Source organism: Acinetobacter sp. D009 (genome assembly GCF_038562025.1).
GTDB lineage: Bacteria > Pseudomonadota > Gammaproteobacteria > Pseudomonadales > Moraxellaceae > Acinetobacter > Acinetobacter pittii.
The window spans coordinates 938,760-950,820 of sequence record NZ_CP151886.1; the positions used below are offsets into that span (position 1 = coordinate 938,760).

The 12,061-nt window shown below is 40.1% G+C and carries 15 protein-coding genes; 1 reads left to right on the top strand and 14 read right to left on the bottom strand.

What is annotated here, in order from left to right:
- Positions 1-8 precede the first annotated feature (8 nt).
- The 5 genes from AAC388_RS04375 to AAC388_RS04395 form a co-directional block, all read right to left on the bottom strand.
- On the bottom strand, positions 9-398 hold the full coding sequence (locus AAC388_RS04375) for a DUF3106 domain-containing protein (protein ID WP_002118619.1): 390 nt from the start codon (positions 396-398) through the stop codon (positions 9-11).
- On the bottom strand, positions 388-708 hold the full coding sequence (locus AAC388_RS04380; RefSeq protein WP_002118556.1) for a hypothetical protein: 321 nt from the start codon (positions 706-708) through the stop codon (positions 388-390). Before AAC388_RS04380 ends, AAC388_RS04375 begins: the two co-directional genes overlap by 11 nt.
- The gene (locus AAC388_RS04385; RefSeq protein ID WP_002118814.1) at positions 698-1,312 is read right to left on the bottom strand and encodes an RNA polymerase sigma factor; all 615 of its coding nucleotides are present in this window, start codon (positions 1,310-1,312) and stop codon (positions 698-700) included. Before AAC388_RS04385 ends, AAC388_RS04380 begins: the two co-directional genes overlap by 11 nt.
- 159 nt (positions 1,313-1,471) lie before the next feature.
- The gene (locus tag AAC388_RS04390; protein WP_002118372.1) at positions 1,472-2,248 is read right to left on the bottom strand and encodes an RNA methyltransferase; all 777 of its coding nucleotides are present in this window, start codon (positions 2,246-2,248) and stop codon (positions 1,472-1,474) included.
- A gap of 59 nt (positions 2,249-2,307) precedes the next feature.
- On the bottom strand, positions 2,308-3,279 hold the full coding sequence (locus AAC388_RS04395) for a class 1 fructose-bisphosphatase (protein ID WP_057086224.1): 972 nt from the start codon (positions 3,277-3,279) through the stop codon (positions 2,308-2,310).
- Between the two features lie 185 nt (positions 3,280-3,464).
- Here AAC388_RS04395 and AAC388_RS04400 point away from each other — a divergent pair, with 185 nt between their 5' ends.
- A complete protein-coding gene (locus tag AAC388_RS04400; protein WP_002118730.1) occupies positions 3,465-3,650 on the top strand; it encodes an NF038105 family protein in 186 nt (61 codons plus the stop codon).
- A 49-nt stretch (positions 3,651-3,699) separates the two neighbouring features.
- On the opposite strand, the gene pal is transcribed toward AAC388_RS04400, so the two are convergent.
- From pal to ruvA, 9 genes are all read right to left on the bottom strand, one after another.
- A complete protein-coding gene (gene pal / locus AAC388_RS04405; protein WP_002118513.1) occupies positions 3,700-4,260 on the bottom strand; it encodes a peptidoglycan-associated lipoprotein Pal in 561 nt (186 codons plus the stop codon).
- Between the two features lie 27 nt (positions 4,261-4,287).
- The gene (gene tolB, locus AAC388_RS04410) at positions 4,288-5,568 is read right to left on the bottom strand and encodes a Tol-Pal system beta propeller repeat protein TolB (RefSeq protein WP_002118491.1); all 1,281 of its coding nucleotides are present in this window, start codon (positions 5,566-5,568) and stop codon (positions 4,288-4,290) included.
- Between the two features lie 93 nt (positions 5,569-5,661).
- Complete coding sequence (gene tolA / locus AAC388_RS04415) at positions 5,662-7,062, bottom strand: cell envelope integrity protein TolA (protein ID WP_342371250.1); 1,401 nt, start codon at positions 7,060-7,062, stop codon at positions 5,662-5,664.
- A gap of 3 nt (positions 7,063-7,065) precedes the next feature.
- Positions 7,066-7,518, bottom strand: a complete 453-nt coding sequence (gene tolR, locus AAC388_RS04420) for a protein TolR (protein WP_005067772.1) — start codon at positions 7,516-7,518, stop codon at positions 7,066-7,068.
- Positions 7,518-8,216, bottom strand: a complete 699-nt coding sequence (tolQ, locus tag AAC388_RS04425; RefSeq protein WP_016140259.1) for a protein TolQ — start codon at positions 8,214-8,216, stop codon at positions 7,518-7,520. The genes tolR and tolQ overlap by 1 nt, the downstream gene beginning before the upstream one ends.
- Before the next feature lie 24 nt (positions 8,217-8,240).
- The gene (gene ybgC / locus AAC388_RS04430) at positions 8,241-8,648 is read right to left on the bottom strand and encodes a tol-pal system-associated acyl-CoA thioesterase (RefSeq protein ID WP_004699892.1); all 408 of its coding nucleotides are present in this window, start codon (positions 8,646-8,648) and stop codon (positions 8,241-8,243) included.
- 212 nt (positions 8,649-8,860) lie between these two features.
- Positions 8,861-10,195 carry a M20 family metallopeptidase gene (locus AAC388_RS04435; protein WP_060464858.1) on the bottom strand — a complete coding sequence of 445 codons (1,335 nt, stop codon included), beginning with the start codon at positions 10,193-10,195 and terminating at the stop codon, positions 8,861-8,863.
- A 204-nt stretch (positions 10,196-10,399) separates the two neighbouring features.
- Complete coding sequence (gene ruvB / locus AAC388_RS04440; protein WP_002052424.1) at positions 10,400-11,404, bottom strand: Holliday junction branch migration DNA helicase RuvB; 1,005 nt, start codon at positions 11,402-11,404, stop codon at positions 10,400-10,402.
- Between the two features lie 7 nt (positions 11,405-11,411).
- A complete protein-coding gene (gene ruvA, locus AAC388_RS04445) occupies positions 11,412-12,011 on the bottom strand; it encodes a Holliday junction branch migration protein RuvA (RefSeq protein ID WP_057070320.1) in 600 nt (199 codons plus the stop codon).
- Between the last annotated feature and the right edge of the window lie 50 nt (positions 12,012-12,061).

Consider the following 12,061-nt stretch of genomic DNA (forward strand, 5'->3'; position numbering starts at 1 on the left):
ATAAGAGGTTAGTGTTCTAAATACTTATTCATGTATTCTTCACGAATTGCTGTTCTTTCTTCACCATTCGCTTTAAGCATACGCTCACGTAAGTCTTTTCGCTCTTGCGTACTCATTTTTTGCCATGCTTCACGCATTTTTTGTTTTTCAGCTTCAGGAAGTTGAGTAAACCAGTCCATACGTTGCTGTAAGTTAGTGCTTTGATTCGCTGGTAGCTCTTTTAAACTCTGGTAACGTTTAATGACTGCACGTTGCTCTTCTTCGGAAAGGGCATCCCATGTGTCATCGACTTGTGCATTGGCATCTTTAGAAAAAATCCAAAAGCGTTCAAAACCTGCAAAACTTGTCTGCAAGAAACTTAATGAACACAGGATAAGCGCTAATTTTTTAGCTGCCATGTTGTACTTTATCCTCACCCAACACCATTAACATCTCTAAATCTTCCACCATTTGTGGAGATAATTTAGGATTTACGATCACTTGATTTTGTGGCTTATCCACAATTTCGACTGAGTTAGGCAGAATCACAAAACCTGTAATTGCTGCGGCAAGTGCGAAACCAGTCATTTTCCAGACACTATAATAAGAGGCTGGTTTTTGTTGAATATGGTCAAGCACATGATTCATGACCACTGTTTTATTTTTATGGTGATCTGCCAAACTATCAAGTTTGGATGTCACCTTTTTAGTGAAATCATCATGATTCATCAGAACCTCCCAAGGGATTTAAATGTGCCAAGTATTCTCTAAGTCCCTGAATTGCTCGGTGATAATGGGTTTTCACACTACCTTCGGTACAGTTCATGATCTGAGCTGTTGTATGGGTGTCAAACCCTTCCCACGCACGTAACATAAATGCCTGTTGTTGACGAACAGGTAGTTTTTCAATCGCTTCCCGAATTTCCTCTATGGTTACCGCTTGATCGAGAAAATCTGCAGGATTAATGGCTTTTTCATCAACTACATCGATAACTTCGTCGTCGTCATTATCCAGACTAACTTTTTTGAAGAATGAAAATGGGTTTGCTCTACGAGCTTCTTTGCGGCGCCAATCCTGAAGTTTGTTATTCAAAATAGTGTAAAACAGGGGATACCATTCTTCAGTACTTTTATCGGCGTAAGATTTGTGTAAAGCAATAAATGCTTCTTGTACCAAATCCATCGCAATACCTTGCTGACCTTGGGTAGCACTCTCCATCATCACCAAAGCACGACCAGTAACATCTTGCATAAAAACTTTCAGGCGTTGCTCAGCCGTGCTGGCATGAGCACTAGATGTTTCCGATCGAGACTTTTTCGGTGCTAAATCCATGGAGATGGAAAATCCTGTCATTGGACATACCCACCTTATCTTCAATATATCTCTTATATAACGTTGAAAAGAGGTGGGAGGTTGACAACAATCGGTTATTTTTTACTAGTGTAATTGATTTTTTTCACAAATATGTGCGATGTAAAATAAATTAACGTTTTATTGGCGCTGGCGAACCATCTCAAAAAAACAAATAGATCCTGCAATTGCCACGTTTAATGACTCTTGTCCACCTGGTTGAGGAATAGTCACTGATTGTGCGTGATCTAATGCATAATCACTAGCACCTTGTCCTTCATTTCCTAAAATCCACACACACGGTTTAGAAAGGTCTTTTGAGTAAAGACTAGTTGAGCGATGAGAGCTAGTAACAAAAACTGGAATTTGGAATTTTGGGAGAATATCTGTCAGCTGAAAGTTTTCAAAACAATGTAAGCTAAAATGAGCGCCCATACCTGCTCTTAAAACTCGCGGTGACCAAAGTGATGCAGAGCCTTGTGTGCAAATGATTTGTTTAATATTTGCTGCTGCTGCTGAACGTAGAAGTGTACCTACGTTACCAGGATCCTGAATATTTTCTAGAATTAAGGTGTCTACATTGTAGTCGATGGTTGATGCAGTTTTAGGTAAATCAATAATCGCTAAACAAGGTAAGCTTGTACCTAATGTGCTCAAATCTCTATATAAAACTTCACTAATAACAAAGATATGGCCTTGATGTAGCTCTGTTATTTTCTTTAAATCTTCGTGTTCTAATGCTTGTTCTGTCGTAAATAAAGAAAAAATCTTTTTTTGCTGTTGTAACCAAGCCAAACAAAGATGGGTGCCTTCAAGAACGGTTTGTTGGTGCTTTTTTCGGGCGTTACTGAGTTCGATTAATCCACGCAAATGTTTAATTTTTGCATTGTCTTTTGATTCTAAAAAAATAACCGCCATAAGAAAATATCCAACAAAAGGGCACCATCATACTATGATGCCCTAAGTAATTAAAATTATTAGTGGTAGCTTGTTACGCGTTCAACTTCATTTTTAGAACCAATGATTACAGGTACACGTTGGTGAAGTTCTGTAGGTTCAATCTCTAGAATGCGTACACGGCCTGTAGTTGATGCACCGCCTGCTTGTTCAATGAGCATACTCATTGGGTTCGCTTCATACATTAAACGTAAACGACCAGCTTTTTTCGGATCTTTTAAATCGTATGGGTAAAGGAAAATACCACTACGACATAAAATACGGTGAATATCACCCACCATACATGCTACCCAGCGCATATTGAAATCTTTTTCACGCACAGATGTTTTACCTGCGAGTAATTCATCAATATATTGTTTTACGGGTTGTTCCCAATGACGCTGGTTGGATGCGTTAATAGCGAATTCTTGAGTATCTGCTGCAACCTGTACATTCTCATTCGTCAGCAAGAAGGTTTGAGTTTCTGGATCTAAAGTAAAGAATGCTACGCCATTTCCTACAGTTAAAGCCATCATAGTCGATGGACCATAAAGTACATAACCAGCAGCAACTTGCTGTGTACCAGCTTGCATGAAATCGTTTGCTTGTGTTACTGCATTTTTTGAAGGCAAAATAGAGAAAATCGTACCTACACACATATTAATATCGATATTACTTGAGCCATCTAATGGATCAAATAAAACGAGGTATTTACCATTTTCTTGTGCAGGTGTGAACTCATCAAGCTCTTCAGAAGCGAGACCGCCTACGTGCGGGTGTACTTTTAAAGCATCAATTAAGTAGTCATTCGAAATCACATCAAGTTTTTTCTGTGTTTCACCCTGAACATTTTCATTACCAGCACTACCTAAAATACCAGCCAGAGCACCTTTTTGTAATGCTTGGTCGATTGTTTTACAGGTCGTGGCAATAGTATCGATGACTTGAGCCAACTCAGGTGTTAGATTCCCTTTTTGTTGTTGTAAAAATTGGGACAAAGTGAGGTTGGACATAAAAAAACGCTCCTGTGCTTCAAGCATCAAAATGAGTCAGATAAATACGTGGCATATTCTAGATGAGAATGTCACAAAATAAAAATTATCTTACTTTATTTGTGTTGGATTTATGCTTACAAGCCCCAATTAAAATGGTATGTTGATTGCATTACAAAGGATTGTATATTTTTAGGAGAATCGAAATGACAACAAAGAAGTTTGATGCGACCCCCACGGCAGGTGAACCAATCAATCTAGATGAAATTTCGAAAGAAAATGTTCAGGAAGCTTGGAAAGATTATGAGGCAAAACCTGAATATAAAGATTTTAATAAGCATGATTTGATTGAGTCCATGCAACATCCTGAAGAAGAAAAGAAATCTTCTTAAGTAATAAAAAACGCTCATATTATTATGAGCGTTTTTTTATGCATATCCCTTATTTTAATAAAGGAGGGACTGCTTCGTAATTAATCTCAACGCGGCGATTTTCTTTCCACGCTGATTCATCATGTCCCGCATTAACAGGAGCTTCTTTACCATAACTTACAGCTTCAAGTTGCTGCGGGTTTACACCATTGGTAATTAAATAGCTTTGTACAGCTTTAGCACGACGCTCACCTAAAGCCATGTTGTATTCACGTGTACCACGTTCATCTGTATGGCCTGTTAATGCAACTTTTGAATTTGCATTTGCGATAAGGAACTGAGCATGAGCTTGAAGTGTTTGGTAGTCTTCAGTAGATAAATCGCTGCTGTCATAATCAAAGTGAACAACGCGTTTAGCCAAAGCCGCTTTATTTGCTTCAGTTACACCTTTAGATGAAGCACCTGCCAAATTTTGAGCATTTAATGCAGCATCTTCACTTAAACCAGAAGTGTTTACCGTGCTTGGATTTGTACCAGTCGTGGTAGTCGCTGCAGGTTTACGGCTAGCACAGCCTGTCATTACGAGTGCTACGCTAAGAAAGGGTAGAGCTAAATACTTGATTGATTTCATGATCATCTCCGTCAATGGAATTAAAAGTTATTTTGGTGCCCAGGCTGGTTCACGTACTTCACCTTGTTCGCTTGGTAAATTCATACGGAAACGTCCATCAGTAGACATAATAGACAACAAGCCACGGTTGCCTTCACGAGTTGCGTAGACCACCATTTGCCCATTTGGTGAGAAACTTGGTGATTCATCTAAACTAGTTGGGGTAAGAATATTGGTGATGCCAGTATTAATGTCTTGAATTGCAACTTTATAACTGCTGCCACTTGGGCGATGAACAAGTGCAATCTTTTTACCATCTGCACTCAGAGTTCCACGTGCATTAAATGACCCTTTAAATGTTAAACGCTTTACTGAGCCATCAGCAAAGGTGTAACGATAAATTTGGGCAGAGCCACCACGGTCAGAAGTGAAAATAAAGGATTTTCCATCTGGTGTATAACGTGCTTCGGTATCAATTGCCGAGTCATTTGTCATGCGTTTGACTTGGCGAGTTGATAAATCCATTTGATAGATTTCAGGGTTGCCATTCATAGATGCTGTAAATAGCATTGATTGGCCATCGGGTGAGAAACTTGGTGCGCCGTTTAGGCCTCTGAAACTAGTAAGAACTTCACGTGTTCCAGTTGATAAATCCTGTAAATAAATTGCTGGACGTTTAGTTTCAAAAGAAACATAAGCAATTTTTTTAGCATCTGGTGTCCATGCAGGAGACAAAATTGGATCACGAGACGATAAAACGGTCTTTGGTTGTTCACCATCCGTATCTGCAATTTGTAGGGTATAACGCTCAGCAGGTGTAGCTGGGTTTCTTAATACATAAGCAATACGGCCACTAAAGTCACCTGGAATACCAGTAAGCGCTTGATAAATAGCATCACTTACCATATGGCCAGCCTGGCGTATGCGTGCAGCTGGTACATTTAAAAGTTCATTTAAAATGTATTGTTGCTTTTGTACATCATAAAGTTGGTAGTGAACTTCAAAACCTGTCGCTGTTTGTTTAATTTGACCCGTAACTACATATGGTATACCTGCGGCTTGCCAGTCAGAAGCTTGAATCTGATTAATTGCAGCATTGGCAGGTAAGTTTTTAGATGAGCTTGTAAAGCGTCCAGAACGGTTTAAGTCTGTTTCAACAATAGGATAGAGCCCATTGTCGTTGGTAAACGGGACAATAGCAATTTTGGGTGCCTGATCTGGTGCTTTGGCAATTTCCAGATATAACTGGGCAAAAGCAGTGGTAGAAGCAATAGGGCTTAAGGCAGTGATCAGTGCTAAAGATAGCAGGTGTTTGCGGCTCGTATTCATAAGTTTAAAGTCATAGCAGGTATTTTTGTGACTGTTGATTTTGTAGCATAGTTACATGCCTTAAACTATTTAAAGCATGTAACTCTTTCAAAATTATTGCGCTCTAAATGTAGAGCTAACACTTCTTGCTTCACGTCTTGCATCTGGATCTGATGGCATAGGATAGGGCGCTGCGGCTTGAATTGCAGCTTTAATACTTGCGTCTAAGGCATCATCACCACTTGAACGCGTGATCACAATAGAGTTAACGCTTCCCGAATCGGAGAGAGTGAAGCGAACACCAACTGTTTTACCACTACTGCCAGTTGGAACGTCCCAAGAGCGTCGAATCTTTTGTTCAAAATCGCGTCTAGCTGAAGAAGCAACTTTTTTAGCTTCAGCTTTCTTTTGAGCTGCTTCTTCTTGTGCTTTTTGAGCAGATGCAGCTTTGGCTTCGGCCTCTGCTTCAGCTTTACGCTTAGCATCGTCAGCAGCTTTTTGCTTGGCTTTAGCATCAGCATCAGCTTTGCGTTTAGCATCGTCAGCAGCCTTTTGCTGTTTGGCTTTTGCATCGGCCTCTGCTTTACGTTTAGCATCGTCAGTAGCTTTTTGTTGTTTAGCTTTTGCATCTGCTTCAGCTTTGCGTTTAGCATCATCAGCTTTTTGCTGTTTAGCTTTCGCATCTGCTTCCGCTTTACGTTTAGCATCATCAGCAGACTTTTGCTGCTTAGCTTTAGCAGCAGCTTCAGCTTTGCGTTTAGCGTCATCGGCAGCTTTTTGCTGCTTGGCTTTTGCATCAGCTTCAGCTTTACGTTTAGCATCGTCATTAGCTTTTTGTTGCTTGGCTTTAGCATCTGCTTCAGCTTTTCGCTTAGCTTCTTGTTGTGCTTGAAGCTTAGCATTCTCGGCCTTTTGAGCTTCACGTTTTAATTTTGCATCAGCCTCAGCTTTACGTTTAGCGTCTTCAGCAGCTTTACGAGCTTCACTTTGCTCTTGCTTAGCTTTGGCATCTGCTTGAGCTTTTGCCGTTTGTTCGGCCTTACGCTTTTGTTCGGCTTCTGATTTTGCTTTAGCTTCAGCCTGCTGTTTTTGTATTTCCTCTTTACGTTGCTGTTCCGCTGCTTGTTTCATTTTTGCAGCTTCTTCAGCTTTACGTTTTTGCTCAGCTAACTTAGCTTGTTGTGCCTGTTCGGCCTTTTGCTGTTGGGCAGCAAGTTGTTGAGTTGTTGGAGGAGGAGGCGTAGTCGGAAGATTTTGAGGAAGCGTTTCATCCACAATAGGGGTTAATACCTCTTTTGCTTCATTGGTAGCTGTAGTCTCTTGTTCAACTTCTTTTGCTAAAGGAGGAGGCAAATCTTCTGGCTTAACTAAAATAGTTGTTAGCTTTTTTGGCTGTTCAGGTGGTTTACTCAAGCCTAAAAAAAGCAAGCCAACAATGGCAATTGCATGAACTCCGAGTGTAAAGCTCAATGCAATCGCATTTTGTTTAAAGGGCGGCTTTTGATTTTTGTTCATAGCTTATTTTAAAGGCTCTGTCAGAAGGCCAACTTGAGTTAAACCTGCTTCTTGTAAACTCGCCATCAATGATACGACTTCCCCATAAGGACGAGACTTATCACCATTGACTAAAACTGTGAGTTGTTTGTTTTCTTGTTCAGCTTGTTTTTGAGCATCGCTTAAAACTTCTTCAAGCTTTTCACGAGATAATGGTTCATTATCTTTGTAATCTTCATACTGAAGATAAATATTGCCATCTTTGCCAATTGTTACCATGGCTGGCATATCTTTTGATTCGATTGGATGGTTATTTGCTTGAGGTAAATCGACCTTGATACCACTGGTAATCATAGGGGCGGTTACCATAAAAATAACCAAAAGCACGAGCATAACGTCAATATAAGGTACGACGTTCATATCACTTTTTAATGGTTTTTTTATGCGCTCAAAGCGCCCTGAACGCTGAATTGCCATTATGCATCTTCCTGTGATGAACCCACAGATTGACGTTGCAATAAAGCAATCATCTCTTCAGCAAATAAAGCGCGATCAGAATAAACACTTTCACTTTTAGCAGTGAAGTGGTTAAAAGCTAATACAGCAGGAATTGCGGCAAACAAACCAATTGCAGTTGCAATAAGTGCTTCGGCAATACCCGGTGCAACAGTTGCTAGAGTTACCTGATCAACCGCAGCTAAACCGATAAAGGCATTCATAATACCCCAAACAGTACCGAATAGACCGATGTACGGTGCTACAGAACCGATACTTGCTAAAGTACCTAAGCCGTATTCTAAATGGCTCTGATCACGACTCAAACCTACACGCAAAATACGTTCAGTGCCTTCTATTGTTTGTGAAACAGGAGCCTGACGCTTTTTGAGTTTAAAAAATTCGCTCAACCCTTGATAAAAAATATCTTCAAGCCCAGAGCGCTTTGAGTTGAGTTGGGCATTGTTATAAAGTGTATTGAGTTCAGCACCAGACCAGAACATTTTTTGGAAATGTTCATCGTCTTGATGTGCTTTTTTATAACTCATATGTAACTTGGCAATCAGATACCAACTAAAGATCGATGCTAACAATAAAATTAGCATGACCAACTGAACGACTGGACTTGCTTGTAAAATAAGGTCAGAAATATGCAGGGTTGATTCAATGTTTGTTGCCATAGGTTACATATGCCGGTTGTTTTTTTAGTCTTGTTCCAATTCTTTACGAATAAGATCACGTATTTCTTCTGGAAGACGACGAGCTACAAGTTCTTTACTTAAACATGCCAACTCAACCTCGCCAGAAGCAAGCAAGATTTCACCACGATAAATATTTTGTTGCAACACAAATGACGCAGCTTTACATGAAACTACACGTGCTGTAACAGTAATTAAATCATCCATTAAAATAGGACGCATGTATTTTACGTCAATTTTGTGTACGACAAAGTTGTAGTCTTTTTGATGCCAGTAATGATCAACGCCAGAAGCACGGAGCCATTCAGTACGGGTACGTTCCATATAGCGAATATGGTTGGCATGGTAAACAATACCACCTGCGTCCGTATCTTCAATATAAACACGAATGTTGAATTCAAAATGATTCGCCATGAGAGTATTCCGTTTTAGTTCACTATAGAGCTTTATATTTAAAATATGGCTTTGAATAAAACATCAGCTCTATTCAACAGCCATACATCTGCTTTTAAATACGGGGCAGTTTAGCAGATTGCATACTAAGTCCTATGGCACAACCTTTCAATTGCGGTTGCTGTATTTCTAATCTAAAAACGCTATATCTTATGGCTAGCAAGCTTTTTAAGTTAAGAGGGCTTCCATGAAGTTTGAACTTGTTTTGATATATTCGGATAATCTAATACGAATCTTACATGTAGCTCGGTCCCAGTTTTTAAAGCCTTGTTATCTACAATAAAATAAGGGCTATGATTTGGTGCCGCCTGAGTTAAGTCCTGATTTTCTGGTGTTGCACCCAAGAAAACAAAGAATGACGGCATTAACTTGCCATAATAGGCAAAATCTTCACTTGCGCTTGCATTATGATCTAAAACATGAAGTTTTGAATCGCCAACAACTTTGGCTAGGGTTGGCTGAATAAACTGAGTGAGCGCTTTATCATTCATGGTTACTGGAGCGTAAGGAGCAATTTCAACTTTGGCGGTCACGTCATTGGCTTGAGCGTTATGCTCTATCAGAGTTGGTAAACTTTTTAAGATATTTGCCCGTATCTGTTCGTTATTAGAACGAATAGTACCGATCATATTGACCTGTTCAGGAATCACATTTCCTGCCGTACCACCTTGAATGTTACCGATGCTGACAACGCCCATGCCTTGGGTGAGATCAGTTCTTCGACTAATAAGGCTCTGTAAATTATTAATCATTTGTGCCGATGCATAAATCGGATCTCTACCTAACCAAGGGGTTGAGCCATGAACCTGCTTGCCGTTGACCTGAATACGTAAATGGTCTGCACTATTTAAAATGGCACCATCTTTATAATAAAGGTGTCCACTTTGCATACCAGATATGACATGCATTCCAAAAATAGCCTCGGGTTTATAATCTCTAAATGCGCCGTCTGCGATCATTTTTCTTGAACCTATTTGATCACCCTGCGTGAAGTTATCTATATCTGCACCACCTTCTTCAGCAGGTTGGAAAACAAAAATAACTGTGCCTGATATTTTATCTTTATTCGCAGCTAAAATTTTTGCTGCGCCTAATAACATTGCAGTGTGTGCATCATGTCCACATGCATGCATCACATAAGTTTCCTTACCTTGATAGATTGCTTTTTGTTTACTGGCAAAGGAAACACCACTTTTTTCTTCCATAGGTAGCGCATCCATGTCGGCTCTAAGTGCAATAATAGGGCCGGGTTTATTCCCTTTTAAAATGCCAATAACGCCTGTTTTTGCATAACCTGTTTTAACTTGAATGCCATAAGACTTTAATTCTTTTTGAACTAGTGCAGATGTTTTAAATTCCATATTGCCAAGTTCAGGATGCTCGTGAATATGTTGTCTTAATTGAATCACCTGATTTTCATTTTGTTGTGCAGCATCTTTTACCCAATCTGCTAGGCTCAGCTGGCTCATTAGAGCGAGTGGAAAAATCAAAGCGGCTTTTTTGTACATGTCCTTATCCTAAAAATATTATTGTTCATAAGATTTGATATCTACATTTCTTATAATTTAGTTTTTAGAAATATTAAAAAATCAATAAGGTATAAAGAAAGACTTAAAAGGTATAGAGTGACTAATTTATTGATATGACAATTATTATTTTAATTGGATAGAGAGATTAAATTAAAAAAGGAAGAGAAAATTCTCTTCCTTTGATTAGTTTTTAGGCTCAGGCGGTGTCATTCCAAACTGTAAATAAGATTGGTTGGTTGCAATCCGACCTCGTGCAGTACGCATGACATAACCTTGTTGAATTAAATAAGGTTCAATCACGTCTTCAAGCGTACCGCTGTCTTCAGCCATCGCTGCTGCAAGCGCTTCAACTCCAGCAGGGCCACCATCAAAACGCTCGAGTAGCATGCTCAAATAACGTCGGTCTAGGGTATCTAGGCCAGCTTTATCAACATTGAGCATATCAAGCGCACGCTGTGCCATTTCATGGGTCACTTCGCCTGTGCCTTTCACTTGGGCATAGTCACGAACACGTCGTAATAAACGGTTGGCGATACGAGGTGTTCCGCGTGATCGGCGTGCTACTTCTTCTGCGCCTTCAACTGTAATGGGTACATCCATTAGGTTTGCAGAGCGTGACACAATGTGAGTCAAGTCTTCTACAGAGTAAAACTCAAGACGTTGCACAATACCGAAGCGGTCACGTAGTGGTGAGGTCAACAAGCCCGCACGTGTGGTCGCAGCGACGAGTGTAAAAGGGGGTAAATCGAGTTTAATTGAACGAGCAGCAGGGCCTTCACCAATCATGATATCTAATTGGTAATCTTCCATAGCCGGATACAGAATTTCTTCAATCACCGGTGAAAGACGATGAATCTCATCAATAAATAAAACATCGCCTTCTTCAAGGTTAGTCAGCATTGCCGCCAGATCACCCGCACGCTCTAATACTGGCCCTGAAGTAGATTTGAGGTTGCCACCCATTTCACGTGCAATAATATTAGCTAGTGTGGTTTTACCTAAGCCGGGCGGACCAAAAATCAGTGTGTGGTCGAGAGCTTCACCACGACCACGAGCAGCGCCAATGAAAATTTCCATTTGCTCGCGTACGACTGGTTGCCCAATATAGTCGGCAAGAGAAGTTGGTCGAATAGCCCGATCAAAATGATCTTCAGGTTTTTCTGTTCCACTGATTAGACGGTCTTGCATAAGTGTTTTACTTCATCATGGATTTGAGAGCAGCGCGAATAATATCGGCTGATTCTGTGTAATCGGCTTTAACCGCAGCAACAGCTTTTTGTGCTTCAAGTGGCTTATAACCTAAAGATTGCAAAGCAGCTTCTGCTTCTGCAACAGGAGAGTTTGCAGCAAATTGAATTTGAGGCATGGTCGCCACAGTTGAAGTGCCTTGAGCCAATGTTTTGAAACGGTCACGGAGTTCAATCATTAAACGTTCAGCTGTTTTTTTGCCAACCCCTGGAACTTTGACCAGCGTATTAATATCATCATGTTCAATGGTGTGAACCAATAACTCAACACTTAGCGTCGATAAAATACCTAAGGCCATTTTCGGACCGACACCGTTTACTTTTAATAAGGTGCGGAAAATTGTTTTCTCTTGAGCATCACTAAAACCGTAGAGTTGTTGAGCATCTTCACGAACAACCAAATGCGTCCATAACGTAACTTTCTGGCCTTTTTGTAATTGGCAAAATGTTGAAAGTGGCGTATCAATTTCATAACCCACACCGTTCACATTTAGTAAGACAGTAGGGGCTTCTATGGCAAACACTTCGCCAATTAAACATCCGATCATAGCGTAATTTCACTTATTCATAACTGTAAATCTGGTCGTTCTAAAATGAA